Source organism: Pseudomonas sp. NPDC079086, from assembly GCF_044542155.1.
Classification (GTDB): Bacteria; Pseudomonadota; Gammaproteobacteria; order Pseudomonadales; family Pseudomonadaceae; genus Aquipseudomonas.
Genome location: NZ_JBITTY010000004.1, coordinates 3,279 through 27,631 on the forward strand (window position 1 = coordinate 3,279; position 24,353 = coordinate 27,631).

The window sequence follows — 24,353 nt, forward strand, 5'->3', positions numbered from 1 at the left end:
CCAAACGCTGCCCTGGCGTTCGCCCAACCGTTCGTGGTGTTGCCATGAACCCGGTTGACCACCCACATGGTGGTGGTGAAGGTCGTACCTCTGGTGGTCGTCATCCGGTGTCTCCATGGGGCTTCCCGACGAAGGGCGCGAAGACTCGTGGTAACAAACGCACCGACAACATGATCGTCCGTCGTCGCAAGTAAATAGAGGGATACGACAGTGCCACGTTCTCTGAAAAAAGGTCCTTTTATTGATCTTCACCTACTGAAGAAGATCGAAGTGGCGGTGGAAAAGAACGATCGCAAGCCGGTGAAAACCTGGTCGCGTCGTTCGATGATCCTGCCACAAATGGTCGGTCTGACCATTGCTGTACATAACGGTCGTCAACATGTCCCAGTTCTCGTGAACGAAGACATGGTCGGTCACAAACTGGGCGAATTTGCCGGCACTCGTACCTATCGTGGGCACGTGGCTGACAAGAAAGCCAAGCGTTAAGGGGTTAGGAAATGGAAGTAGCCGCTAAGTTGTCGGGCGCTCGCATCTCCGCCCAAAAAGCCCGCTTGGTCGCCGACCAGATTCGTGGGAAGAAGGTGGGCGAAGCGCTCAACCTCCTGGCTTTCAGCAGTAAGAAAGCCGCCGAGATCATCAAGAAAGTGCTGGAGTCGGCTGTAGCCAACGCCGAGCACAACGAAGGCGCAGACGTTGATGACTTGAAGGTCAGCACCGTTTTCGTCAACGAAGGGCGTTCGCTGAAGCGCATCATGCCGCGTGCCAAAGGCCGCGCTGATCGCATCGTCAAGCGGTCTTGCCATATCACTGTCAAGGTTGCGGACAAGTAACGGAGTCGATCAGATGGGTCAGAAAGTACATCCCATTGGCATTCGCCTGGGAATCGTCAAGGAGCACACCTCCGTCTGGTACGCCAGCGGTCGGACTTATGCGGACTATTTGTTCGCTGATCTGAAGGTGCGTGAGTATCTCCAAGACAAACTAAAAAGCGCGTCCGTAAGCCGTATCGACATTGCTCGCCCGGCTCAAACTGCACGTATCACCATCCACACCGCTCGTCCCGGTATCGTTATCGGTAAGAAAGGTGAAGATGTTGAGAAACTGCGTCAGGACCTGACCAAGCAAATGGGTGTGCCTGTGCACATCAATATCGAAGAGATCCGCAAGCCGGAGCTCGACGGTATGCTGGTTGCGCAGAGCGTAGCTCAGCAGCTGGAGCGTCGTGTGATGTTCCGTCGCGCTATGAAACGCGCTGTACAGAACGCCATGCGCATTGGTGCCAAGGGCATCAAAATCCAAGTGAGCGGTCGTCTCGGCGGTGCTGAAATTGCACGTACCGAATGGTATCGCGAAGGTCGTGTGCCGTTGCACACCCTGCGTGCCGATATCGACTATGCCACGTACGAAGCGCACACCACTTACGGTGTGATCGGTGTCAAGGTTTGGATCTTCAAAGGCGAAGTTATTGGTGGCCTTAAAGAAGAGCTGAAACCCCAAGCGCCTGCGCCTCGTAAAAAAGCTGCTAAGTAAGGAGTACGCAAAATGTTGCAACCAAAGCGTACGAAGTTCCGTAAGCAGATGACCGGCCACAACCGTGGTCTGGCTCAGCGCGGTAGCAAAGTCAGCTTCGGCGAATTTGCTCTGAAGTCTGTTGCCCGCGGTCGTCTCACCGCCCGTCAGATTGAGTCCGCTCGTCGTGCTCTGACTCGTCACGTTAAGCGTGGCGGGAAAATCTGGATTCGCGTCTTCCCGGACAAGCCGATCTCCAAGAAGCCTCTTGAAGTGCGGATGGGTAAAGGGAAGGGTAGCGTTGAATATTGGGTAGCCCAGATCCAGCCAGGCAAAGTCCTGTATGAGATCGAAGGCGTTTCCGAAGAGTTGGCGCGTGAGGCTTTTGCCCTGGCTGCTGCAAAGCTGCCGCTCGCCACCACTTTTGTTAAGCGGACGGTGATGTGATGAAGGCGAATGAACTTCGTGAAAAATCAGCACAGCAGCTGAACGAGCAACTGCTCGGCCTGCTGCGCGACCAGTTCAATCTGCGTATGCAGAAAGCAACTGGCCAGTTGGGGCAGTCTCACCTGCTCTCGCAAGTTAAGCGCGACATCGCTCGTGTGAAAACTGTGCTCAACCAGCAGGCAGGTAAGTGATCATGGCTGAAGCCGAAAAAACAGTCCGTACGCTGACCGGCCGTGTCGTCAGCGACAAGATGGACAAGACCATCACCGTATTGATCGAGCGTCGCGTTAAGCACCCTATCTACGGTAAATATGTCAAGCGTTCGACCAAGCTGCACGCACACGACGAAACCAACCAGAGCAAGATCGGTGACAAAGTTTCCATTCGCGAAACTCGTCCCGTTGCCAAGACTAAGTCTTGGGCGCTGGTTGAGATCCTCGAACGCGCAGTGGACGTCTAAGGGCTAAGGGTCGGAGAAATTATATGATTCAGACTCAATCCATGCTCGACGTCGCTGACAACAGCGGTGCTCGTCGCGTTATGTGTATCAAGGTGCTGGGCGGTTCGCACCGCCGTTATGCTGGCATCGGCGACATCATCAAAGTCACCGTTAAGGAAGCAATTCCGCGCGGTAAAGTGAAGAAAGGCCAAGTGATGACTGCTGTTGTAGTCCGCACTCGTCACGGCGTTCGTCGCCCTGATGGCTCGATCATTCGCTTTGATGGCAACGCTGCTGTTCTGCTGAACAACAAGCAAGAGCCAATTGGCACTCGTATTTTTGGGCCAGTGACTCGTGAACTTCGTAATGAGAAGTTCATGAAGATCGTCTCGCTCGCCCCTGAAGTGCTCTAAGGAGATCCGACATGCAAAAGATTCGTCGTGACGACGAGATCATCGTGATCGCCGGTAAAGACAAAGGTAAGCGTGGCAAGGTGCTCAAGGTTCTCGCTGACGACCGTTTGGTCGTTGGTGGGATCAACCTGGTGAAGCGCCATACCAAGCCGAACCCAATGTCGGGCGTTCAGGGCGGTATCGTCGAGAAAGAAGCGCCTCTGCACGCTTCTAACGTGGCCATCTTCAATGGCGAAACCAACAAGGCTGATCGCGTTGGTTTCAAAGTAGAAGAAGGTAAAAAAATTCGTGTCTTCAAGTCGACCCAAAAAGCGGTTGATGCTTGAACACTGCTAGGTAGAAGACCATGGCACGACTAAAAGAGATTTACCGGAAAGAAATCGCTCCCAAGCTTAAGGAAGAACTTAAGCTTGCTAACGTGATGGAAGTTCCGCGCATCACCAAGATCACCCTTAACATGGGCCTGGGCGAAGCAATCGGTGACAAGAAAATCATCGAGCACGCTGTTGCCGACCTGGAAAAGATCACCGGTCAGAAAGTCGTTGTGACTCATGCCCGTAAGTCGATTGCAGGCTTCAAGGTTCGTGAGGGCTGGCCGATCGGCGTCAAAGTCACTCTGCGTCGCGAGAAGATGTATGAGTTCCTGGATCGTCTGCTGTCCATCTCCCTGCCGCGCGTGCGTGACTTCCGCGGCCTGAATGCCAAGTCCTTTGATGGTCGTGGTAACTACAGCATGGGCGTGAAAGAGCAGATCATCTTCCCGGAAATCGACTACGACAAGATCGATGCTCTGCGTGGTCTGGACATTACCCTGACCACCACTGCCCGTACGGATGATGAAGGTCGCGCCTTGCTGCGTGCTTTCAAATTCCCGTTCCGCAACTGATTGGAGTTGGATCATGGCCAAAACCAGCATGAAAAACCGCGAGCTGAAGCGTCAGCAAACGGTAGCCAAGTACGCTAAGAAGCGTGCCGAGCTGAAAGCTACCATCGCCGATCTGAACGCCAGTCCAGAAGCGCGTTGGGAAGCACAAGTAGCGCTGCAGAAGCAGCCGCGTGACGCCAGCGCTTCGCGCCTGCGTAATCGCTGCCGCATTACCGGTCGTCCGCACGGCGTTTATCGCAAGTTCGGTCTGTCGCGTATCAAGCTGCGTGAAGCTGCAATGCGTGGTGATGTACCAGGTCTGGTTAAAGCCAGCTGGTAAAAAACAAAGCCGGCCTAGTGCCGGCTTTGTCTTATCTGTGAATCAGGCCCCTTTGGGGCTTGATTCATTTTTGATCAGTCTCTAGAATGCTCGGCTCGCCTGAGCCTGGGTTCAATTTTTCCCAGAATTCTCAGCGACTGTAGCCGCAAGGCTAATTCTTTTTGTATCAGGAGCGTCTAGCCCATGAGTATGCAGGACCCGTTAGCGGACATGCTAACTCGTATCCGTAATGCCCAGATGGCTGAAAAGTCCGTCGTAAGCATGCCGTCTTCCACGTTGAAGGTGGCTGTAGCCAAAGTTTTGAAAGACGAAGGTTATATTGCGGGTTATCAGATCAGCGGTGAAGTTAAGCCGCAGCTGTCCATCGAGCTGAAATACTTCGAAGGCCGTCCGGTTATCGAAGAAGTTAAGCGCGTTAGCCGTCCAGGCCTTCGCCAATACAAATCCGTCGATGATCTGCCGAAAGTTCGTGGCGGTCTCGGTGTATCCATCGTCTCCACCAACAAGGGTGTGATGACGGACCGCGCTGCGCGCGCTGCCGGTGTCGGCGGCGAAGTGCTTTGCACAGTGTTCTAAGGGGGGATAAGCATGTCTCGCGTTGCTAAGAACCCCGTAAAGCTGCCCGCTGGTGTTGAGGTCAAACTCGCCGGCCAACAGCTTTCGGTAAAGGGTGCCAAGGGCACTCTCGAACTGAACGTTCACTCGTCCGTTGAAGTTCTGCAAGAAGCTGGTGAGCTGCGTTTCGCTGCTCGCAATGGCGATCAGCAGACTCGTGCAATGGCCGGTACCACTCGCGCCCTGGTCAACAATATGGTGATCGGTGTTAGCACTGGCTTCGAGCGTAAGCTGCAGCTGGTTGGTGTTGGTTACAAAGCGCAAGCCAAAGGTCAGGTGCTGAACCTCGCTCTCGGCTTCTCCCATCCGATCGACTATGAGTTGCCGGACGGTGTAGTTGCTGAAACCCCGAACCAGACCGAGATCCTGATCAAGGGTGTCGACAAACAACTGGTTGGTCAGGTCGCTGCGGAGATTCGTGACTTCCGTCGTCCTGAACCTTATAAGGGCAAAGGTGTTCGTTACGCTGACGAAGTCGTCCGCCGTAAAGAAGCCAAGAAGAAGTAGGGCATAGCAAATGACCGACAAAAAAGTTACTCGACTGCGTCGCGCTCGCAAAGCACGCCTGAAAATGCACGAGCTCGAAGCCGTGCGTCTCTGCGTGTATCGCTCTTCGCAGCACATCTATGCCCAGGTCATTTCGGCCGACGGCAGCAAGGTTCTGGCCAGCGCCTCTACCTTGGACAAAGCACTGCGTGATGGGGCCACTGGCAACATCGACGCGGCCAAGAAAGTTGGTGGGCTGGTTGCCGAGCGTGCGAAAGCCGCTGGTGTAACTCAGGTTGCATTCGACCGTTCTGGCTTCAAGTACCACGGCCGCGTCAAGGCGCTGGCTGATGCTGCTCGTGAAGGCGGGCTGGAGTTCTAAGTTATGGCAAATAACGACCAAAAGCGCGACGAAGGCTATATCGAGAAGCTGGTACAGGTTAACCGCGTTGCCAAGACCGTTAAGGGTGGCCGTATCTTCACTTTCACCGCGTTGACCGTGGTGGGTGATGGTAAGGGTCGCGTCGGTTTCGGCCGTGGCAAATCCCGTGAAGTGCCTGCTGCCATCCAGAAGGCGATGGAAGCTGCTCGTCGCAACATGATCCAGGTTGATCTGAACGGCACAACTCTGCAGTACGCAATGAAGTCTGCTCATGGCGCCTCCAAGGTGTACATGCAGCCTGCTTCTGAAGGTACCGGCATCATCGCCGGCGGCGCTATGCGTGCCGTTCTGGAAGTGGCTGGCGTGCAGAACGTTCTGGCTAAGTGCTACGGCTCGACTAACCCAGTGAACGTGGTGTACGCCACTTTCAAAGGTTTGAAAGCTATGCAGTCGCCAGGTTCTGTTGCGGCTAAGCGTGGCAAGAGCGTCGAGGAGATTCTCTAATCATGGCTAATACCGTAAAAGTCACGCTGATCAAAAGCATGACCGGCCGTATCCCCAACCATAAGCTCTGCGTTAAGGGTCTGGGTCTGCGTCGCATCGGTCACACCGTAGAAGTACTGGATACTCCCGAGAATCGCGGGATGATCAACAAGGCTTACTACATGCTGCGAGTCGAGGGTTAATTCATGTACCTGAACGATTTGAGTCCTGCGCCGGGTTCCCGTCGCGAGAAGCACCGTCCGGGCCGTGGTATCGGTAGCGGTTTGGGTAAGACTGGTGGCCGCGGCCACAAAGGTCAGACCTCCCGCTCCGGTGGCACCATTGCTCCGGGTTTCGAAGGCGGTCAGCAGCCTCTGCACCGCCGTCTGCCTAAGTTCGGCTTCGTTTCTTTGAAAGCTATGGATCGCGCACAAGTGCGTACCTCCGAGCTGAATAAAATCGAAGGCGGCATTGTTACTCTGCAGTCGCTGAAGGATGCCAACCTGATCAACCAAAACGTGCAGCGTGTGAAAGTCATGCTGTCCGGTGAAGTTACTCAGGCAGTCACCCTTAAAGGTATCGCCGTCACCAAAGGTGCGCGCGCGGCTATCGAAGCAGCTGGCGGTAAGTTCGAGGAATAAATGGCTAAGCAAGGTGCTCTCTCAGCGCTCAGCAATGGCGGGTTGTCCGAACTCTGGGCTCGTTTGCGCTTTCTGTTCATGGCGATCATCGTCTATCGGATAGGTGCACACATCCCAGTTCCAGGCATCAACCCGGACCGGCTGGCGGACCTGTTTCGACAGAATGAGGGGACCATTCTTAGCTTGTTCAACATGTTTTCCGGCGGCGCGCTGGAGCGTATGAGCATTTTTGCACTGGGGATCATGCCGTACATTTCGGCATCGATCATCATGCAGCTCATGACCGCTGTTAGCCCGCAGCTGGAGCAGTTGAAGAAGGAAGGTGAAGCTGGCCGTCGCAAGATTAGCCAGTACACCCGCTACGGCACCCTCGTCCTGGCATTTGTCCAAGCTATCGGTATGTCCGTTGGTCTGGCCAGTCAGGGCGTAGCGTTTTCGGTTGATTTCGGCTTCCACTTCGTTGCAGTCACCACGTTTGTGGCGGGTGCGATGTTCATGATGTGGCTGGGCGAGCAAATTACCGAGCGTGGTGTTGGCAACGGTATTTCGATGCTGATCTTTGCAGGCATCGTAGCCGGTCTGCCGTCGGCGATTGGGCAGTCTTTCGAGTCTGCTCGCCAGGGTGATATCAATATCTTTGCCCTGATCGCCATCGGTTTGCTGGCAGTAGCGATTATCGGTTTCGTGGTGTTCATTGAGCGTGGTCAGCGTCGCATTGCGGTGCACTACGCCAAGCGTCAGCAAGGCCGTAAGGTCTTTGCGGCGCAGACTAGCCACTTGCCGTTGAAGGTGAACATGGCGGGGGTTATCCCGGCTATTTTCGCCAGCAGCCTTCTGTTATTCCCGGCTTCGCTGGGTGCCTGGTTTGGTCAGTCTGAAGGTATGGGCTGGCTGCAGGATATTTCACAGGCTATCGCTCCTGGTCAGCCGTTGAACATTTTGCTGTTTAGTGCAGGGATCGTTTTCTTCTGCTTCTTCTATACAGCGCTGATGTTCAACCCGAAAGACGTAGCGGAGAACCTGAAGAAGTCCGGTGCCTTTATTCCGGGTATCCGTCCCGGTGAGCAATCTGCGCGCTATATCGATGGCGTGTTGACTCGCTTGACCATGTTCGGTGCTCTGTACATGACGGCCGTATGCTTGTTGCCCCAGTTTCTGGTGGTGGCTGCCAACGTACCGTTCTATCTTGGCGGGACCTCGTTGCTGATTGTGGTAGTGGTTGTGATGGACTTTATGTCGCAAGTACAATCGCACCTCGTTTCGCACCAGTACGAATCCCTGATGAAGAAAGCCAACCTGAAGGGCTACGGCAGCGGCATGCTGCGCTGAAGTCCATAAGGTTCGAGGAGTTGGTGATGAAAGTTCGTGCATCGGTGAAAAAGCTGTGCCGTAACTGCAAGATTATCCGTCGCGAAGGTGTTGTTCGCGTTATTTGCAGCTCGGAGCCGCGTCACAAACAGCGCCAAGGCTGAGTGTGAGTGAAGTGACAAACCCGGCAGCTAGTGCGCTGCCGGGTTGATTATTTGTTTCTACAGCGCTAATATCTTGCGCCCTATTTCTTGGCTTCCGGGGCGTAGGTAGCTGTCAATTGGAGTTCCACTGAATGGCCCGTATTGCAGGCGTTAACATTCCGGATAACAAGCACACTGTTATCTCGTTGACCTACATCTATGGTGTTGGTCGCACAACTGCACAGAAAGTCTGTGCTGCCGCCGGCGTTAATCCGGCTGCAAAGATCAAAGATCTCTCTGATGAGCAGATCGAGCAGCTGCGTGGCGAAGTAGCCAAGGTGAATACCGAAGGCGACCTGCGTCGTGAAGTGAACATGAAAATCAAGCGCTTGATGGACCTGGGTTGCTATCGCGGCCTGCGTCATCGTCGTGGTCTTCCGGTCCGCGGTCAGCGTACCAAGACCAACGCGCGTACCCGTAAGGGCCCGCGTAAGCCGATCCGCAAGTAATCGCATTCGCGCATCGACAGGAATCTAGTCATGGCAAAACCTGCTGCTCGTACTCGTAAGAAAGTCAAAAAGACGGTGGTTGATGGCATCGCCCACATCCACGCCTCTTTCAACAACACAATCGTGACCATTACTGACCGTCAGGGCAACGCCCTGTCCTGGGCTACCTCTGGTGGTTCGGGTTTCCGCGGCTCGCGTAAAAGCACCCCGTTCGCCGCCCAGGTGGCTGCAGAACGTGCTGGTCAAGCTGCGCTGGAATACGGTCTGAAGAACCTCGACGTTAACGTCAAGGGTCCAGGTCCGGGTCGTGAGTCCGCTGTCCGTGCATTGAACGGCTGTGGCTATAAGATCGCCAGCATCACCGATGTGACGCCCATCCCGCATAACGGGTGCCGTCCTTCGAAGAAGCGTCGCGTGTAATCAGGAGACAGTGAGAAATGGCTCGTTACATTGGTCCCAAATGCAAACTGTCTCGTCGTGAAGGCACAGATCTTTTCCTGAAAAGCGGTGTACGCGCTCTGGAATCGAAGTGCAACATCGAAGCAGCCCCAGGTATTCACGGTCAGCGCCGTGGCCGTCAGTCCGACTACGGCACCCAGCTGCGTGAGAAGCAAAAAGTTCGTCGTATCTACGGTGTGCTTGAGCGTCAATTCAGCGGTTATTACAAAGAAGCTGCCGGCAAGAAAGGCGCTACTGGTGAGAACCTGCTGCAACTGCTCGAGTGCCGTCTGGATAACGTGGTTTACCGCATGGGCTACGGCGCAACTCGCGCTGAATCCCGTCAGCTGGTATCGCACAAGTCGATCAGCGTAAACGGTAAAACTGTCAACGTACCGTCCTACCAGGTTAAAGCTGGCGACGTGGTTGCAGTCCGCGAGAAATCGAAGAATCAGCTGCGCATTGTTCAAGCTCTTGAGCTGTGTGCCCAGCGTGGCCGCGTTGAATGGGTAGAAGTAGACACTGAGAAGAAGTCTGGCGTGTTCAAAAACGTCCCGGCGCGCAGTGATCTTTCCGCTGACATCAACGAAAGCCTGATTGTCGAGCTCTACTCCAAGTAAGGGCTAGAAAATAGGTGCATCCATGCAGATTTCGGTAAATGAATTCCTGACCCCCCGTCACATTGATGTGCAGGTGGTCAGTTCGACCCGCGCCAAGATCACTCTCGAGCCTCTCGAGCGTGGCTTTGGCCATACCCTGGGCAACGCGCTGCGTCGCATCCTGTTGTCCTCCATGCCTGGCTGTGCAGTAGTCGAGGCCGAGATTGACGGTGTACTCCATGAGTACAGCGCCATCGAAGGTGTTCAGGAAGACGTCATTGAAATCCTGCTCAACCTGAAAGGTCTGGCTGTCAAACTGCACGGTCGTGACGAAGTGACGTTGACTCTGGCGAAGAAGGGCTCGGGCGTAGTTACCGCTGCCGATATTCAGCTGGATCACGATGTCGAAATCGTCAATGGCGACCACGTAATCGCCAACATGGCTTCCACTGGCGCGCTGAACATGAAGCTCACCATAGCTCGTGGTCGCGGCTATGAGCCGGCTGATGCTCGTCAGAGCGATGAAGATGAAAGCCGCAGCATTGGTCGCTTGCAGCTGGATGCTTCGTTCAGCCCGGTACGCCGTGTGTCGTACGTGGTGGAAAACGCTCGTGTTGAGCAGCGTACTAACCTGGACAAGCTGGTTATTGACCTGGAGACCAACGGTACTCTGGACCCTGAAGAGGCTATTCGCCGCGCTGCAACCATTCTGCAACAGCAGTTGGCTGCGTTCGTCGACCTCAAAGGTGACAGCGAGCCTGTTGTTATCGAGCAGGAAGATGAGATCGATCCGATCCTCCTCCGTCCGGTTGATGACCTGGAACTGACTGTACGTTCGGCTAACTGCCTCAAGGCAGAGAACATTTACTACATCGGCGATCTGATTCAGCGCACCGAAGTAGAACTGTTGAAAACGCCGAACCTGGGCAAGAAATCCCTGACTGAAATCAAGGATGTTCTGGCTTCTCGCGGTCTGTCCCTCGGTATGCGCCTCGACAACTGGCCGCCGGCAAGTCTGAAGAAAGACGATAAGGCGACTGCCTGATCGTCATCATCACCGAACGTGAGTTTGGTAAGGAATTGAACCATGCGTCATCGTAAAAGTGGCCGTCACCTTAGCCGCACCAGCGCACACCGCAAGGCCATGTTCCAGAACATGGCGGTATCGCTGTTCGAGCACGAGCTGATCAAAACTACTCTGCCGAAAGCCAAAGAGCTGCGTCGCGTTGCCGAGCCGCTGATTACTCTGGCTAAAGAAGACAGCGTTGCCAATCGTCGTCTGGCCTTCGACCGTACTCGTTCGAAAGCTATCGTTGGCAAGCTGTTTAACGACCTGGGCAAGCGCTACGCCACCCGTCAGGGCGGTTACCTGCGTATCCTCAAGTGCGGTTTCCGTACTGGCGACAATGCTCCAATGGCTTATGTTGAGCTGGTTGACCGTCCGGTCGCTGGTGCAGCTGTAGACGCTGAGTAAGTCGTAGGTTGTACGAAAAACCGGGCCTTGGCCCGGTTTTTTTATGGCTGGAATAAGCCTGTCGTGGCGTTGCCATGGCCTCTGTGGCAGTGGGCTTGACCCGCTGGCTGTGGACGGCCAGCATTAGCTCATGTTGGATGTTTGTTAAGGAAAATACCCATGAAAGGCCACGTAGAAGTTATCGATTACCTCAAGCTGCTGCTCAAGGGCGAGCTGGCCGCTCGTGATCAGTACTTCGTGCATTCGCGTCTGTATGAAGACTGGGGATTCAGCAAGTTGTACGAACGTATTAACCATGAAATGGAAGAGGAGACTCAGCACGCTGATGCCATCCTCAAGCGCATTCTATTTCTTGAAGGTACGCCGGATATGGTTCCTGATAGCTTCTGTTTCGGACAGAGCGTGCCGGAGATGCTCAAGCTTGATCTGGCGCTGGAATATCACGTTCGTGCCGCGCTGAGCAAAGGCATCGCGCTGTGCGAGCAGCATCAGGATTACCAGACCCGCGACATCCTGCTAGTGCAGCTCAAGGACACCGAAGAGGATCACGCTTATTGGCTGGAAGTTCAGCTTGGCTTGATCGGTCGGATCGGCCTGGAGAACTATCTGCAGGCGCAGATGTAAGCGTTCAGTGGTCAAAAAAAGCCCCGCTACTGCGGGGCTTTTTCTTGGGGCGGGATTAGTCTCGATCACGTTCCAGCAGCGGCTTGAGGAAGTAGCCAGTGTGCGACTGCGGCATCTCGGCGACTTCTTCCGGGGTGCCGACAGCGATGATCTGACCGCCCTTGGAGCCGCCTTCCGGGCCGAGATCCACCAGCCAGTCGGCAGTCTTGATCACGTCCAGGTTGTGCTCGATCACCACCACAGTGTTGCCGTGGTCGCGCAGGCGGTGCAGTACGTCGAGCAGTTGCTGGATATCCGCGAAGTGCAGGCCTGTGGTCGGCTCGTCGAGGATATACAGGGTCTTGCCCGTGTCGCGTTTGCTCAGCTCACGGCTCAGCTTAACCCGCTGCGCCTCGCCGCCAGACAGGGTGGTCGCGCTCTGCCCTAGCTTGATATAGGACAGGCCGACATCCATCAATGTCTGCAGCTTGCGCGCCAGAGCCGGAACGGCGTCGAAGAATACCCGCGCTTCCTCGATGGTCATGTCGAGGACTTCGGTGATGCTTTTGCCCTTGTATTTTACTTCCAGGGTTTCGCGGTTATAGCGCTTACTCTTGCACACGTCGCAGGGTACGTAGATGTCCGGCAAAAAGTGCATTTCCACTTTGATCAGGCCGTCGCCCTGGCAGGCCTCGCAGCGCCCGCCCTTGACGTTAAAGCTAAAGCGCCCCGGGCCGTAACCGCGCGAGCGTGACTCCGGCACGCCGGCAAACAGCTCGCGAATCGGGGTAAATAACCCGGTGTATGTGGCGGGGTTGGAGCGCGGTGTGCGGCCAATCGGGCTCTGGTCGATGTCAACCACCTTATCCAAGTGCTGCAGGCCGTCGATACTGTCGTGAGCCGCTGCTTCCAGGGTAGTGGCGCCATTCAGTGCTGTGGCGCTGAGCGGGAACAGGGTGTTGTTGATCAGTGTCGACTTGCCCGAGCCAGATACGCCGGTGACGCAGGTGAGCAGACCAATCGGGATTTCCAGATCGACATTGCGCAGGTTGTTGCCGCGTGCCCCTTTGATCTTCAGCGAGAGCTTTTTGTCTCGTGGCGTGCGCTTCGCCGGTACGGCAATTTTCACGCGCCCAGAGAGGTATTTGCCGGTCAGCGAATCAGGGTGGGCCATGACTTCGGCGGCTGTGCCCTGGGCGACGATCTGCCCGCCATGCACGCCGGCACCCGGGCCGATATCGACCACGTAGTCGGCCATGCGAATGGCGTCCTCATCGTGCTCGACCACGATCACCGTATTGCCGATGTCGCGTAGGTGGCGCAGGGTGCCGAGCAGGCGCTCATTGTCGCGTTGATGTAGGCCGATGCTTGGCTCGTCAAGGATATACATGACCCCGACCAGGCCGGCGCCAATCTGGCTGGCCAAGCGAATGCGCTGGGCCTCGCCGCCCGACAGCGTGTCGGCGCTGCGGTCGAGGGTCAGGTAATCCAGACCGACGTTGACCAGAAACTGCAGGCGTTCGCGGATTTCCTTGAGGATCTTCTCGGCGATTTCGCCACGTCGTCCTGGCAAGCTCAGGCTGCCGAAGTACTCGGTGGCATCGCCAATCGGCATACCACTGACCGCGGGCAGGGTTTTCTCGCCAACCCATACGTGCCGTGCTTCCCGGCGCAGGCGGGTGCCGCGGCAATCCTGGCAGGCTTGGGTGCTGAGGAACTTGGCCAGCTCTTCGCGCACGCTGGTGGATTCGGTTTCGCGGTAGCGTCGCTCCAGGTTCGGCACGATGCCTTCGAAAGGGTGCGAGCGCTTGACGATATCGCCACGGTCGTTGAGGTACTTGAAGTCAACGTTCTGCGTGCCGCTGCCGAACAGGATGCACTTCTGGTGCTCGGCGCTGAGCTCGTCGAACGGTACTTCTAGGCTGAAACCGTAATGTGCGGCGAGGGAGCCGAGCATCTGGAAGTAATAGACGTTGCGCCGGTCCCAGCCGCGGATAGCGCCCTCGGCCAAAGTCATCTCGCCGTTCACCAGGCGTTTAATGTCAAAGAACTGCTTTACGCCCAGGCCGTCGCAGGTCGGGCAGGCGCCAGCCGGGTTGTTGAAGGAGAACAGCTTGGGTTCCAGCTCGCTGATCGAGTGGCCGCACACCGGGCAGGCGAAGCGTGCGGAGAAGATGATCTCTTCGCCTTCCTCACCCTCCATCGGTGCGATCAATGCTAGGCCATCCGCCAGTTTCAGTGCGGTCTCAAAGGATTCGGCCAGGCGCTGCTGCAGATCGCCGCGCGCCTTGAAGCGGTCAACCACGGCATCGATGCTGTGTTTCTTCTGCTTGTCGAGTTTCGGCAGTTCGTCCAGCTCGTAAATCTTGCCGTTGACACGTACGCGCACAAAGCCCTGGGCGCGCAGTTCGTCGAAGATCGCCAGATGTTCGCCTTTGCGCTCGCGAATCACTGGCGCAAGCAACATCAGCTTGCTGCCTTCGGGTAGGGCGAGTACCTGATCGACCATCTGGCTGACGGTCTGCGCTTCTAGCGGCAGATCATGGTCCGGGCAGCGTGGAATGCCGGCGCGGGCGTAGAGCAGGCGCAGGTAGTCGTAGATTTCGGTGATGGTGCCGACGGTGGAGCGCGGGTTGTGCGAGGTGGATTTCTGCTCGATGGAGATCGCCGGTGACAGGCCTTCGATGGTGTCAACGTCGGGCTTTTCCATCATCGACAGAAACTGCCGAGCGTAGGCCGACAGCGACTCGACATAGCGGCGCTGACCCTCGGCGTAGAGGGTGTCGAAGGCCAGGGACGACTTGCCGGAGCCGGACAGGCCGGTGATCACGATCAACTTGTCGCGTGGCAGGGTCAGGTCGATGTTTTTCAGGTTATGGGTGCGTGCACCCCGGATCAGAATCTTGTCCACAAACAGCGGCCTCGCATGGCGGGCGGAAAACCACCGAGTATACGGCTCGGGAGGCGGGCGCGGCAAAGCGTCACTGCTGTGCCGCGCTCATTGAGTGCTGATAGAATCGCCGCCTATTTCGACAGGGCATTTCCCATGCATGATCCGCACAGCGAGCGCATGAGCGGCAGTGAAACCCGCGCAGCCGGTGGTCTGGCGTTGGTCTTTGCGTTCCGCATGCTCGGTATGTTTATGGTGCTGCCAGTGCTGGCAACCTATGGCATGGAGTTGCAGGGCAGCACGCCAGCGCTGATCGGCCTAGCCATCGGTGCCTACGGGTTGACTCAGGCGTTTCTGCAAATTCCGTTCGGCATGCTCAGTGACCGCATTGGTCGGCGGCCGGTGATCTATGTCGGCCTGCTGATTTTTGCCGGCGGCAGCCTGCTGGCGGCCAATGCTGATTCCATCTATGGGGTGATTGCCGGGCGTATTCTGCAGGGCGCTGGGGCGATTTCGGCAGCAGTGATGGCGTTGCTGTCTGATCTGACCCGCGAGCAGCACCGCACCAAAGCCATGGCGATGATCGGCATGAGCATCGGCTTGTCCTTTGCCGTAGCGATGGTGGTTGGCCCGCTGCTGACCCGTGCCTATGGTCTGTCGGGCCTGTTTCTCGCAACTGCAGCCATGGCCCTGCTTGGTATTGTTATCGTCGCCGGATTGGTGCCAGGTTCTGCCGGTCCGTTGCAGCATCGCGAGTCCGGTGTGAGCAAGCAGGCGCTACTGCCGACGCTCAAACACACCGATCTGCTGCGTCTAGATTTCGGCATTCTGGTGTTGCACGCGATTCTGATGGCCAGCTTTATTGCCCTGCCACTGGCGCTGGTAGAGCAGGGCGGCCTGGCCAAGGAAGAGCATTGGTGGGTCTATCTGACCGCGCTGCTGGTTGGCTTCTTCGGCATGGTGCCGTTTATCATTTATGGCGAGAAAAAACGCCGGATGAAGCATGTGCTGCTCGGCGCGGTGACGGTGCTGCTGCTGTGTGAGCTGTTCTTCTGGTGGTTCGGCACTAGCCTGCGCGCGCTGGTGCTGGGCACGGTGGTGTTTTTCACCGCGTTCAACCTGCTGGAAGCCTCGCTGCCATCGTTGATCAGCAAGGTTGCCCCGGCGGGCGGCAAAGGCACGGCGATGGGCGTGTATTCCACCAGTCAGTTCCTCGGTGCGGCCATTGGCGGCATCCTCGGTGGCTGGCTGTATCAGCACTACAGCCTGTCGGGTGTGTTTGCGGGCTGCGCTGTGCTGGCTCTTTTTTGGCTGGCCTTTGCTGTTACTATGCGCGAACCGCCGTATGTCACCAGCCTGCGTCTGCCGCTTTCAGCTGCGGCGTTGCAAGAGGCGGGGTTGGCCGAGCGTTTACAGGCTGTGCCCGGAGTGGCGGATGCCATAGTGGTGCGCGACGAAGCCGCCATCTATATCAAAGTGGATATTCAACAATTGGACCGCACGTCCCTCGAGCGCCTCATAGAGCCGGTGCCGGTGGCGTGCTGAAAGCCTAGGAGAACGTTATGGCCCGTGGGGTTAACAAAGTCATTCTGGTCGGCACCTGCGGACAGGACCCGGAAACTCGCTACCTGCCAAGCGGCAACGCGGTCACCAACCTGAGCCTGGCGACCAGCGAGCAGTGGACCGACAAGCAGACTGGCCAGAAGGTCGAGAAAACCGAGTGGCACCGTGTTTCGCTGTTCGGCAAGGTTGCCGAGATTGCTGGCGAGTACCTGCGCAAAGGTTCGCAGGTATATATCGAGGGCAAACTGCAGACCCGCGAGTGGGAAAAAGACGGCGTTAAGCGCTACACCACCGAAATCATCGTCGACATGCAGGGCACCATGCAGCTGCTTGGCGGACGTCCGGATAACGCGGGTGGCGGCGACTCCGCTCCACGTCAGCAGCGCGCTGCACCGCAGCGCGAGCCGCAGCAGTCGGCACCACGCCCTGCGCCGCAACAAGCGCCTCAGCCAGCTGCGGATTTCGACAGTTTCGATGACGATATCCCGTTCTGATCAGCTGAGTTAGCGCTCTATCATGCGTATGCGGCTGATGCTGCTGGGTGGCGGTAATGCGCTGGGGCAGGCACTGATCCGCCTCGGCGCCGAGGAGGACATTGGCTTCCTTGCGCCGAAACCGCCGGAGTCAGGCTGGGATCCCGCCAGCCTGACCCAGTTGCTTGATGACACCCGTCCCGATGCCTTAATCAACCTTGCCTACTATTTCGACTGGTTCCAGGCCGAAGCTGTCAGCGAGGCGCACTTTGCTGCCCAGGAACGTTCCGTCGAGCGTCTGGCCGAACTCTGTCAGCATCACCAGATCCGCCTCCTGCAGCCGTCCAGCTACCGCGTGTTTGATGGCTCGCGGGCTACTGCCTATACTGAGAAAGAAGAGCCGCAGCCGCTGGGTGTGCGTGGCCAGGCGCTGTGGCGTTTTGAGCAGCGCGTGCGGGCGATCTGCCCGCGCCATGTGCTGCTGCGTTTCGGTTGGTTACTGGATGACAGTGCCGAGGGTTTGCTCGGGCGTTTTCTCATCCGCGCTGCACAAGATGAGCCGCTGATGCTGGCCGATGACCGGCGTGGCAACCCGACCCCAGTCGATGATGCTGCGCGGGTGATTCTCGCCGTGCTCAAGCAACTAGATTGCCAGACGCCGCTGTGGGGTACCTATCACTACGGCGGGCATGAGGCGACCACTTCGCTGGCGCTGGGGCAGGCGGTACTCAGTGAAGCACGCAACTTCCGCAGCAACCTGGTTGATGAGGTAAGCCCGCAGGCGCACAGTGCGCGGCCGGATGCTGCTGAGGAACCGCAGCATGCGGTGCTATCATGCAAGAAAATCCTTCACACCTTCGGCATCAAACCGCGAGCCTGGCGCTCGGGGCTGCCGAGCCTACTGGATCGTTATTATCGCCATGTCTGACTCACGCCCTGTTCTAGTTACCGGCGGTGCCGGCTTTATCGGCTCGCACCTGGTCGATGCTTTGCTGGCGCAGGGTTACCCCGTGCGGGTGTTGGATAACCTGTCGATGGGCAAGCTGGCCAACCTGCCGTTGGATAACCCGCAGTTGCAGTTTATTCAGGGTGATGTGGCTGATGCTGCCGTGGTGGCGCAGGCGGTTGCCGGCTGTGTGGCCGTGGCGCACCTGGCTGCGGTGGCCTCGGTACAGGCCTCGGTTGATGATCCGGTGGCTACTCATCAGAGCAACTTCGTCGGCACCCTGAATGTCTGTGAGGCCATGCGCCTGCATGGCGTCAAGCGCGTGCTGTTCGCCTCCAGTGCGGCGGTGTATGGCAACAATGGCGAAGGTCTGGCGATTGATGAAGCCACGCCGAAGGCGCCGCTGACGCCTTATGCGGCGGACAAGCTGGCCAGCGAGCACTATCTGGATTTCTATCGTCGGCAACATGGTCTGGAGCCGGCGATCTTTCGCTTCTTCAATATCTTCGGTCCGCGGCAGGACCCGTCTTCGCCGTACTCCGGGGTGATCAGCATTTTTACCCAGCGCGTCCAGCAGGGGCTGCCAATCAGCGTGTTCGGTGATGGTGAGCAGACTCGTGACTTCTTTTATATCGAGGACTTGCTGGCACTGCTGACCCAGGCGCTGACTGCGCCGCAGGTTGAGGAAGGAGCGGTGAATGTGGGCTGGAGTCAGGCGGTCAGCCTGAATCAGTTGCTGGCGCTGATCGGCGAGCTGTGCGGCGGCTTGCCAGCGGTCAATTACCAGGCTGCGCGGGCCGGCGATATTAGTCATTCGCGGGCGGATAACCAGCGCTTGCAGGCGCATTATCAGCTGCCGGCGGCAACGCCGATGCGCGAAGGCTTGCGGCGCTTGCTGGCGCAGTCTTGAATTTTCTCCAGACGACAAAAAACCGGCCATTTAGGCCGGTTTTTTATTACTGGGCTCTTAGAACTTGTAGCCCAGACCGACCATGTAAACGAACGGATCTACGTCAACATCAACCTTGACCTTTTCGCCGCCAAAAGAGGTGGTGCCGGTGGTGTCGATATCGATATAGCGCACCTGAGCGTTGAGCATGATGTTGTCAGTCAGCATGTAGTCCATGCCTACCTGCGCCGCTAGGCCCCAGGAGTCCTTCATGTCCAAGCCGCTGAAGCCTTTGTCTTCCGCTGCACTGCTCAGCTTGGTATCGAAGAACCACGTGTAGTTGATACCTGCCCCCACATAGGGCTGGAAAGCCGAGTTGGAATCCATTGGGTAGTACACCACGCTCAAGGTCGGCGGCAGTTGCTTGAGTTCGCCCAGCTTGCCATTCAGGCCGGCGAAACCACCAGGCATGCCTTTAACACCGACGTTATGGCTGAACGGCGTGGCCGCCAGCAGCTCAATGCCGATGTTGTTGGTCAGCATATAAGCGAAGTTCAGGCCCAGCTGGGTGTCGCTGTCCAGGGTCGCCTTGGTGCCGGCTACGTCGGTGTTGAGTGCGCCAACCCAGATGTCGCTGCTGCTTTCCTGTGGGTCAGCGGTGATTGCACCGGCTCGCACAATGATGTCGCCTGCTTGGTGCGCGTGTGCCAGTGGAGCGGCAATAGCCAGGGCCAGCAGTGAGGTGGTGAGAAATGAGGTGCGCATGGTCTGCTCCCATAAAACATCGGTTCGTATTGGTTGAATGCGATGGTAGAGAAGTCTCCAGGAGGTGCTGTTGATCCAGAGCAATAAAAGTAGCTGGCTATCTAATTGCGGATAGCTATGTTTACGATCTTGCATTAACCAATATGTTATATTGTTTCTTTTTGGCGTATTGCTGGCTGAATGAGTAGTGCTTATGGTTGCTTGAGAGACGTAATGCAGTTGATAATGCTTCTCTTTATGTACGTTCTCTTAACAAGGAATGCCCCATGATCCCTCTGCCGAAGCGCCTGTTGGCAGTCGCTCTGGTTCTGGCCAGTACGCCGCTTGCGGCGACTCCTCTGGATGCCGCGTTGGATGAAAGTCAGCAACTGGCTGCCGATGCCAAGGCCTCGCAGGCGCGCGTTGAACGGCTCGATGACGCCAGCCGGGAAATGCTTACCGAGTACCGAAATGCCCTGCAGCAGGCCGAGGCTTTGCAAGGTTATAACGCTCAGTTACGTGAACTGGTAGCAGCGCAGCGCAAAGAGCTGACCGGCTATCAGCAGCAGCTCGATGGCATCGAGCGCACTCAGGAGGCGGTGACGCCACAGATGCGCCGCATGGTCGAGGTGCTGGGTGAATTTATCGCCGCCGATCTGCCGTTCCTGCCGGATGAGCGCAGTGATCGCCTAGCTCAGTTGCAGGATTTGCTGCCGCGTGCGGATGTCAGCCTGGCCGAAAAATACCGACGCATCCTCGAGGCGTATCAGGTGGAGAGCGATTACGGCCGCACCCTGGAAGCCTGGCGCGGTGAGCTGCCAAGTGAGGGCACGTCGCGCAGCGTCGAATTCCTCCGTCTGGGGCGCGTGATGCTGTATTTCCAGACCCTTGATGGCCATGAAAGCGGCTGGTGGAACCCGCAAACCCGCAGCTGGCAGATCCTCGACGGCAGCGCCCGACGTCCATTGCGCCAAGCGATTGCGATTGCCCGCCAGGAGCAGGCCCCGGCCGTGCTTGACCTGCCCGTGAAGACCCTGGCGCTGGAGGCCAAGCCATGAATCGTCGCGTTCTCGCTTTTACCCTGGCCCTGCTGCCCGCCCTAGCTGGCGCTGCCGAACCCCTGAGCCCGGATCAACTACTGCAACGTATTCGCAGCGAACGCGCGGCTGAAGTCAGCGCCATGCAAGGCCGCGAGCAGGCCTTTATTGCCGAACGTGGCGAGCGTGCCCAGCTGCTGGCCACTGCGCGCAGCGCCCTGGCCACGCAGAAGGCCGAAGCCGAGCGACTGAAGGCTGAGTTTGACCGCCAGGAAGCCGAATTGGCCGATCAGGAAAAGCTCCTCAGTCAGCGCGCCGGTCACCTCGGCGAACTGTTTGGCGTAGTCCGGCAGAGCGCCGGGGATGTCGCCGGCCAATGGCAGGACAGCCTGCTCAATGCCCAGTACCCCGAGCGTCTGGCGCGTCTCAAGGCACTAGCCGAAAGCCGCACGCTGCCCTCGGCCGCCGACCTCGATGGTTACTGGATGCTGCTGCTCGAAGACCTCACCGCCAGCGGCCGGGTCGAGCGGCTGCAACTGCCGGTAGTGGCTGCAGATGGCACGCGTAATCCGCAGGATGTGCTGCGGGTCGGCGCGTTCTCCGCTTACGGGGCCGATGCCTTTCTGCGTTATGACGCCGATGCCGGCGAGCTGCTAGCGCCGCTGCGTCAGCCGTCAGGCCTGGGGCTGGTGGCGGATTATCTGGACAGCAGCGCCGCAGTCGCCAGTCTGCCGGTTGACCCAAGCCGCGGCACCTTGTTGGCACAGTTGCAGCGCGAACCCAGCTTGTGGGATCGCGTACAGCAGGGCGGCCTGGTCGGCTGGGTGATTCTGGTTCTCGGCGCATTCGGTCTGCTACTGGCGATCTGGCGCATGGTCTACCTGACCCGTGTGGGTCGTGGCGTCAGTGCGCAGATGCATGAACTCAGCGCCCCGCGTGGCGACAACCCGCTGGGGCGAATCATCGGCGTGCTGGGGCCTAAACCGCAGTTGTCCGATCTGGAAACCCTGGAGCTGAAGCTCGACGAGGCGATCCTGCAGGAAACCCCGCCGCTGGAAAAAGGCCAGGGCCTGCTCAAGCTGCTTAGCGCTGTGGCGCCGCTGCTCGGTCTGCTCGGCACCGTGACCGGCATGATCGTCACCTTTCAGGCGATTACCCAGGGCGGTGGCGGCGATTCGCGATTGATGGCTGACGGTATCTCGCAAGCACTGGTGACCACGGTGTTGGGTCTGGTGGTGGCGATTCCGCTGCTGTTCCTGCACACCCTGCTGGCCAGCCGCAGCAAGGGCCTGATTCAGCTGCTGGAGCAGCAAAGCGCCGGGCTGATTGCCCTGCACCTGTCCGGGGCGCCGCGCCGTGACTGATTGGTTGGCGCTGTGGTTGCGCCTGGTGGACAGCGGCCATGCCTTGCTCGATTTCATGAGCGCCGGTGGCGTGGTGATGTGGGCGTTGGCTGGCCTGTGCGTGGTGTTCTGGACCCTGGTATTCGAGCGTTTCTGGTACATGCGCCGGGTATTCCCGGAGTGGGTCAGCGAGCGCCGTCAGGCCTGGCAGCAGGTGCTGAGCGACGACACCGGCAACTGGCAGCGCGCGGTGCGCAGTGCCTGGTTGGCGCAGGCGCAGCAACACCTGCTTGGCCCGTTGCGCCTGAGCAAGACCCTGGTGGCGATGTACCCGCTGCTGGGCTTGCTTGGCACGGTCAGTGGCATGGTCGCGGTGTTCGACGTACTGACCATCAACGGTACCGGTAACCCGCGCGGCATGGCGGCTGGGGTCTGGCAGGCGACTCTGCCGACCATGGCCGGCATGGTATTGGCGATTAGTGGATTGTTCAGCCTGGCGCGTCTCGAACGCGATGCGCGCCGGGCCCTAGAGCGGCTGGCTGACCAGCTGCGTCACGACTGAGACTCGACACATGAGAATGCGCCGTCACCACCAGCAAGACGAAGACACCGGCATCGACCTGACGCCGATGCTCGACGTGGTCTTTATCATGCTGATCTTCTTTATCGTCACCAGCTCCTTTATCAAGGAAGCCGGCGTCGAAGTGCAGCGGCCCCAGGCGGAAACCGCCAGCCCGCAGGACAAAGGCAATATCCTCATCGCCATCACTGCCGATGGGCAGGTGTGGATGGACAAGAAAGTTGTCGACGTACGCAGCGTGCGTGCCCATGTCGAGCGCATGCGCGTCGACCAGCCGGACGGCGCCGTGGTGGTGCAGGCCGATCAGGACGCGCGTACCGGCCTGGTGGTGCAGGTGATGGATCAGGCGCGCCTGGCGGGCGTGCAGGACGTGGCTCTGGCGGCTACGGCGGGAGCGCTTTGATGCGTTTGCCACTGTCTTTTGTTGCGGCCTGTGTGATGGCGCTGGCGCTGTTCGGCCTGATGCTTTACATGGTCGCGCCGCCCAGCAGCAAGCCGAGTGAGGAACCGCTGACGGTGGCCAATTTCGTCCGTCTCGACGGCGACTCCAGCGACACCGCGACACGTACCCGCCAGCAGGCACCGCAACCGCCGCAAGCACAAACGCCGCAAACCCCGACACCCCCTACGCCGATGACGGCCACCCCGAGCGCCAACCTGCCGGCACTGGATCTGCCGGTGCCGAGCCTGAGCAGCGGCATTGCCGTCAACAGCGCGCCGACACCAAGCCTGACGGGGCTGGCAGCGGGTGCTTCGGCGCCAAGCGCACCAGCCCCGAGCGATGCTGGTGGTCAGCCAGGCGGCCCGGAAAGTGAAGTGATGCCGCTCAACGATGTCAGCCCGGATTACCCGCGCTACGCCTTGCAACGCGGTATCGAAGGCCACGTGAAGCTGGCGTTCACCATCAACCGCGCAGGTGCGGTAGAAAACGTACGGGTTATTGAAGCCAGCCCGCAAAACGTGTTCGAGCGCGAAGCCCGCCGCGCAGCTGTGCGCTGGCGTTTTGCGCCGCGCACCGAAGGCGGTCTGGCGGTGGCCCGTGAAGCGGTGAAAACCCTGTACTTCCGTCTGGAAGGAGCTCGCTGATATGTATCGTCTACTGTTGCTGATCGCGTTGTGTAGCGCTGGTGCCGCGCAGGCGGCTGGGCAGAGTGTTGATCCGGGCGTGTTTCGCGCGCTGGATGCGGCGCAGACCGCACAGAAGAAAGGCGACTACGCGGCCGCGCGCCGCGCTCTGGATGCTGCCAAGGGCACGCCGGGTAGCCTGGAAGAGGCGCTGCTGTGGCGCAGCCGCGGTTATCTGGCCTGGGCCGAAGGGCAGAACACCCAGGCCATCGAGCTGCTGGATAAGGTGCTGAAGAGTGGCAAGCTGGACGCCGAGCTGCAGGCCGCTGAAGAGCTGAACCTGGCCCGTCTGAACCTGGTCGAGCGCCGCTACGCCCAGGTGGTGACTCTGCTGGCGCCGGGGCAGGCCAGCGCCAATGAAGAGGTGCTGCAGATGCTGGTGCAGGCCTATCAGGGGCTTGGACAGCCGGCCAAGGCGCTGCCTTTGGCCGAGCGTTATGTGCAGGCTAATCCGCAGGCCGCCGATAGCTGGCTGCAGTTTCTCGTCGCAATGAATGCTGATCTGAAGAAATACGCCGCCGCTGAGCGCTGGCAGCGCCAGTTGCTGGCGCGTCAGCCGAATAACGCCCAAGGTTGGCGTCAGCTGGCAGCCTTGCAGCAGCTGAGCGGCAGTCACGACAAATCGCTGGCCACCTTGCGCGCGGCGTACCAGAAGGGCCTGCGTTTCAATGAAAGCGAGCTGGACAACCTGGTGCTGCTGGCCGGGGCTGCCGATCAACCCTGGCAAGGGGCCAAGCTGCTCGCCGGGATGCTCGACCAGGGCCTGTTGCCGCGCACCAGTGCCCGCGAAGAGCGTCTGGGGCTGCTCTGGTGGCAGGCGCGTGAACGCAGCAAGTCGGCACTGATCTTCCGCGAGCTGGCGCAGCGCTCAGGCAGTGCCAAGCATTGGCTGCACCTGGCCCAGTTAGAGCTGGAACAGGCGCGCTGGCAGGCCGGGCTGGACGCCCTGGCCAAGGCCGAGCGTGCCGGTGCCGAGCGCAGCAAAGTGCGCGCCTGGCGTCAGTGGGCGGAAAGCGAGTTGAGCCACCAGCGAGACAGTCGTCTGGCCAGTGCCGGCTAGTCGCTACGC

At 58.5% G+C, this 24,353-nt stretch carries 36 protein-coding genes and 1 pseudogene; 35 read left to right on the forward strand and 2 right to left on the reverse strand.

Annotated features, from left to right (window positions below; translation table 11 throughout):
- The 25 genes and pseudogenes from ACIGEK_RS17985 to bfr form a co-directional block, all read left to right on the forward strand.
- Nucleotides 1-194, forward strand: a pseudogene (locus tag ACIGEK_RS17985) (50S ribosomal protein L2); the annotation flags it as partial.
- Between the two features lie 16 nt (nucleotides 195-210).
- Entirely contained in the window at nucleotides 211-486 is a 276-nt protein-coding gene (gene rpsS, locus ACIGEK_RS17990; RefSeq protein ID WP_010486981.1) for a 30S ribosomal protein S19, read from the forward strand.
- An 11-nt stretch (nucleotides 487-497) separates the two neighbouring features.
- Nucleotides 498-830: a 50S ribosomal protein L22 gene (gene rplV, locus ACIGEK_RS17995; protein ID WP_003210077.1), complete on the forward strand. Its 333-nt coding sequence runs from the start codon at nucleotides 498-500 to the stop codon at nucleotides 828-830.
- A 13-nt stretch (nucleotides 831-843) separates the two neighbouring features.
- Nucleotides 844-1,530, forward strand: coding sequence for a 30S ribosomal protein S3 (rpsC, locus tag ACIGEK_RS18000; RefSeq protein ID WP_069519907.1), 687 nt, complete (start codon nucleotides 844-846; stop codon nucleotides 1,528-1,530).
- Between the two features lie 12 nt (nucleotides 1,531-1,542).
- The gene (gene rplP, locus ACIGEK_RS18005; RefSeq protein ID WP_090255798.1) at nucleotides 1,543-1,956 is read left to right on the forward strand and encodes a 50S ribosomal protein L16; all 414 of its coding nucleotides are present in this window, start codon (nucleotides 1,543-1,545) and stop codon (nucleotides 1,954-1,956) included.
- Entirely contained in the window at nucleotides 1,956-2,147 is a 192-nt protein-coding gene (gene rpmC, locus ACIGEK_RS18010) for a 50S ribosomal protein L29 (RefSeq protein WP_002555481.1), read from the forward strand. The genes rplP and rpmC overlap by 1 nt, the downstream gene beginning before the upstream one ends.
- A gap of 2 nt (nucleotides 2,148-2,149) precedes the next feature.
- Nucleotides 2,150-2,416: a 30S ribosomal protein S17 gene (gene rpsQ / locus ACIGEK_RS18015; RefSeq protein WP_090255823.1), complete on the forward strand. Its 267-nt coding sequence runs from the start codon at nucleotides 2,150-2,152 to the stop codon at nucleotides 2,414-2,416.
- 23 nt (nucleotides 2,417-2,439) lie between these two features.
- Nucleotides 2,440-2,808, forward strand: a complete 369-nt coding sequence (gene rplN / locus ACIGEK_RS18020; RefSeq protein ID WP_014854220.1) for a 50S ribosomal protein L14 — start codon at nucleotides 2,440-2,442, stop codon at nucleotides 2,806-2,808.
- An 11-nt stretch (nucleotides 2,809-2,819) separates the two neighbouring features.
- Nucleotides 2,820-3,134, forward strand: coding sequence for a 50S ribosomal protein L24 (gene rplX / locus ACIGEK_RS18025; RefSeq protein ID WP_008374158.1), 315 nt, complete (start codon nucleotides 2,820-2,822; stop codon nucleotides 3,132-3,134).
- Nucleotides 3,135-3,154: 20 nt separating this feature from the next.
- Nucleotides 3,155-3,694, forward strand: a complete 540-nt coding sequence (gene rplE, locus ACIGEK_RS18030; protein WP_397494648.1) for a 50S ribosomal protein L5 — start codon at nucleotides 3,155-3,157, stop codon at nucleotides 3,692-3,694.
- A 13-nt stretch (nucleotides 3,695-3,707) separates the two neighbouring features.
- Nucleotides 3,708-4,013: a 30S ribosomal protein S14 gene (gene rpsN, locus ACIGEK_RS18035; RefSeq protein WP_090243102.1), complete on the forward strand. Its 306-nt coding sequence runs from the start codon at nucleotides 3,708-3,710 to the stop codon at nucleotides 4,011-4,013.
- Between the two features lie 183 nt (nucleotides 4,014-4,196).
- Nucleotides 4,197-4,589 (forward strand): 30S ribosomal protein S8, encoded by a 393-nt coding sequence (gene rpsH, locus ACIGEK_RS18040; protein ID WP_069519903.1) that lies wholly within the window; start codon nucleotides 4,197-4,199, stop codon nucleotides 4,587-4,589.
- A gap of 12 nt (nucleotides 4,590-4,601) precedes the next feature.
- On the forward strand, nucleotides 4,602-5,135 hold the full coding sequence (gene rplF, locus ACIGEK_RS18045) for a 50S ribosomal protein L6 (protein ID WP_397494649.1): 534 nt from the start codon (nucleotides 4,602-4,604) through the stop codon (nucleotides 5,133-5,135).
- Between the two features lie 10 nt (nucleotides 5,136-5,145).
- A complete protein-coding gene (gene rplR, locus ACIGEK_RS18050; protein ID WP_397494650.1) occupies nucleotides 5,146-5,496 on the forward strand; it encodes a 50S ribosomal protein L18 in 351 nt (116 codons plus the stop codon).
- Between the two features lie 3 nt (nucleotides 5,497-5,499).
- Nucleotides 5,500-6,000: a 30S ribosomal protein S5 gene (gene rpsE / locus ACIGEK_RS18055; RefSeq protein WP_090255789.1), complete on the forward strand. Its 501-nt coding sequence runs from the start codon at nucleotides 5,500-5,502 to the stop codon at nucleotides 5,998-6,000.
- A 2-nt stretch (nucleotides 6,001-6,002) separates the two neighbouring features.
- Complete coding sequence (gene rpmD, locus ACIGEK_RS18060; RefSeq protein ID WP_079204534.1) at nucleotides 6,003-6,182, forward strand: 50S ribosomal protein L30; 180 nt, start codon at nucleotides 6,003-6,005, stop codon at nucleotides 6,180-6,182.
- A gap of 3 nt (nucleotides 6,183-6,185) precedes the next feature.
- A complete protein-coding gene (gene rplO / locus ACIGEK_RS18065; protein WP_090243121.1) occupies nucleotides 6,186-6,620 on the forward strand; it encodes a 50S ribosomal protein L15 in 435 nt (144 codons plus the stop codon).
- Entirely contained in the window at nucleotides 6,621-7,949 is a 1,329-nt protein-coding gene (gene secY / locus ACIGEK_RS18070; RefSeq protein WP_296218083.1) for a preprotein translocase subunit SecY, read from the forward strand.
- A 26-nt stretch (nucleotides 7,950-7,975) separates the two neighbouring features.
- Nucleotides 7,976-8,092: a 50S ribosomal protein L36 gene (gene rpmJ / locus ACIGEK_RS18075; protein ID WP_046788135.1), complete on the forward strand. Its 117-nt coding sequence runs from the start codon at nucleotides 7,976-7,978 to the stop codon at nucleotides 8,090-8,092.
- Between the two features lie 131 nt (nucleotides 8,093-8,223).
- Nucleotides 8,224-8,580, forward strand: coding sequence for a 30S ribosomal protein S13 (gene rpsM, locus ACIGEK_RS18080; protein ID WP_090377333.1), 357 nt, complete (start codon nucleotides 8,224-8,226; stop codon nucleotides 8,578-8,580).
- 30 nt (nucleotides 8,581-8,610) lie between these two features.
- Nucleotides 8,611-9,000, forward strand: coding sequence for a 30S ribosomal protein S11 (gene rpsK / locus ACIGEK_RS18085; protein ID WP_013789773.1), 390 nt, complete (start codon nucleotides 8,611-8,613; stop codon nucleotides 8,998-9,000).
- 17 nt (nucleotides 9,001-9,017) lie between these two features.
- Nucleotides 9,018-9,638 (forward strand): 30S ribosomal protein S4, encoded by a 621-nt coding sequence (gene rpsD / locus ACIGEK_RS18090; RefSeq protein ID WP_160016246.1) that lies wholly within the window; start codon nucleotides 9,018-9,020, stop codon nucleotides 9,636-9,638.
- A 22-nt stretch (nucleotides 9,639-9,660) separates the two neighbouring features.
- The gene (locus tag ACIGEK_RS18095) at nucleotides 9,661-10,662 is read left to right on the forward strand and encodes a DNA-directed RNA polymerase subunit alpha (RefSeq protein WP_397494651.1); all 1,002 of its coding nucleotides are present in this window, start codon (nucleotides 9,661-9,663) and stop codon (nucleotides 10,660-10,662) included.
- Nucleotides 10,663-10,704: 42 nt separating this feature from the next.
- Nucleotides 10,705-11,091, forward strand: coding sequence for a 50S ribosomal protein L17 (gene rplQ / locus ACIGEK_RS18100; RefSeq protein ID WP_069519894.1), 387 nt, complete (start codon nucleotides 10,705-10,707; stop codon nucleotides 11,089-11,091).
- Between the two features lie 159 nt (nucleotides 11,092-11,250).
- Nucleotides 11,251-11,715, forward strand: coding sequence for a bacterioferritin (gene bfr, locus ACIGEK_RS18105; protein ID WP_397494652.1), 465 nt, complete (start codon nucleotides 11,251-11,253; stop codon nucleotides 11,713-11,715).
- A 55-nt stretch (nucleotides 11,716-11,770) separates the two neighbouring features.
- Here the strand turns inward: bfr and uvrA are convergent, their stop codons facing one another.
- On the reverse strand, nucleotides 11,771-14,605 hold the full coding sequence (gene uvrA, locus ACIGEK_RS18110; protein WP_397494653.1) for an excinuclease ABC subunit UvrA: 2,835 nt from the start codon (nucleotides 14,603-14,605) through the stop codon (nucleotides 11,771-11,773).
- 135 nt (nucleotides 14,606-14,740) lie between these two features.
- On the opposite strand from uvrA, the gene ACIGEK_RS18115 reads away from it, so the two are divergent.
- The 4 genes from ACIGEK_RS18115 to ACIGEK_RS18130 are packed head-to-tail and all read left to right on the forward strand — an operon-like array spanning nucleotide 14,741 to nucleotide 18,476.
- Nucleotides 14,741-16,129 (forward strand): MFS transporter, encoded by a 1,389-nt coding sequence (locus tag ACIGEK_RS18115; RefSeq protein ID WP_397494654.1) that lies wholly within the window; start codon nucleotides 14,741-14,743, stop codon nucleotides 16,127-16,129.
- 17 nt (nucleotides 16,130-16,146) lie between these two features.
- Nucleotides 16,147-16,641 carry a single-stranded DNA-binding protein gene (locus tag ACIGEK_RS18120; protein ID WP_397494655.1) on the forward strand — a complete coding sequence of 165 codons (495 nt, stop codon included), beginning with the start codon at nucleotides 16,147-16,149 and terminating at the stop codon, nucleotides 16,639-16,641.
- Between the two features lie 22 nt (nucleotides 16,642-16,663).
- Nucleotides 16,664-17,548 carry a sugar nucleotide-binding protein gene (locus ACIGEK_RS18125; RefSeq protein WP_397494656.1) on the forward strand — a complete coding sequence of 295 codons (885 nt, stop codon included), beginning with the start codon at nucleotides 16,664-16,666 and terminating at the stop codon, nucleotides 17,546-17,548.
- On the forward strand, nucleotides 17,541-18,476 hold the full coding sequence (locus ACIGEK_RS18130) for an NAD-dependent epimerase/dehydratase family protein (protein WP_397494657.1): 936 nt from the start codon (nucleotides 17,541-17,543) through the stop codon (nucleotides 18,474-18,476). Before ACIGEK_RS18125 ends, ACIGEK_RS18130 begins: the two co-directional genes overlap by 8 nt.
- A 57-nt stretch (nucleotides 18,477-18,533) precedes the next feature.
- On the opposite strand, the gene ACIGEK_RS18135 is transcribed toward ACIGEK_RS18130, so the two are convergent.
- Entirely contained in the window at nucleotides 18,534-19,220 is a 687-nt protein-coding gene (locus ACIGEK_RS18135; RefSeq protein ID WP_397494658.1) for an OmpW family protein, read from the reverse strand.
- A 266-nt stretch (nucleotides 19,221-19,486) separates the two neighbouring features.
- Here ACIGEK_RS18135 and ACIGEK_RS18140 point away from each other — a divergent pair, with 266 nt between their 5' ends.
- The 6 genes from ACIGEK_RS18140 to ACIGEK_RS18165 are packed head-to-tail and all read left to right on the forward strand — an operon-like array spanning nucleotide 19,487 to nucleotide 24,344.
- Nucleotides 19,487-20,257, forward strand: a complete 771-nt coding sequence (locus tag ACIGEK_RS18140) for a DUF3450 domain-containing protein (RefSeq protein ID WP_397494659.1) — start codon at nucleotides 19,487-19,489, stop codon at nucleotides 20,255-20,257.
- A complete protein-coding gene (locus ACIGEK_RS18145) occupies nucleotides 20,254-21,600 on the forward strand; it encodes a MotA/TolQ/ExbB proton channel family protein (protein ID WP_397494660.1) in 1,347 nt (448 codons plus the stop codon). The genes ACIGEK_RS18140 and ACIGEK_RS18145 overlap by 4 nt, the downstream gene beginning before the upstream one ends.
- On the forward strand, nucleotides 21,593-22,141 hold the full coding sequence (locus ACIGEK_RS18150) for a MotA/TolQ/ExbB proton channel family protein (RefSeq protein WP_397494661.1): 549 nt from the start codon (nucleotides 21,593-21,595) through the stop codon (nucleotides 22,139-22,141). Before ACIGEK_RS18145 ends, ACIGEK_RS18150 begins: the two co-directional genes overlap by 8 nt.
- A gap of 10 nt (nucleotides 22,142-22,151) precedes the next feature.
- Nucleotides 22,152-22,562 (forward strand): biopolymer transporter ExbD, encoded by a 411-nt coding sequence (locus tag ACIGEK_RS18155; RefSeq protein ID WP_160016213.1) that lies wholly within the window; start codon nucleotides 22,152-22,154, stop codon nucleotides 22,560-22,562.
- Nucleotides 22,562-23,245: an energy transducer TonB gene (locus ACIGEK_RS18160; RefSeq protein ID WP_397494662.1), complete on the forward strand. Its 684-nt coding sequence runs from the start codon at nucleotides 22,562-22,564 to the stop codon at nucleotides 23,243-23,245. The genes ACIGEK_RS18155 and ACIGEK_RS18160 overlap by 1 nt, the downstream gene beginning before the upstream one ends.
- Before the next feature lies 1 nt (nucleotide 23,246).
- Entirely contained in the window at nucleotides 23,247-24,344 is a 1,098-nt protein-coding gene (locus ACIGEK_RS18165) for a tetratricopeptide repeat protein (protein ID WP_397494663.1), read from the forward strand.
- Nucleotides 24,345-24,353: the final 9 nt, after the last annotated feature.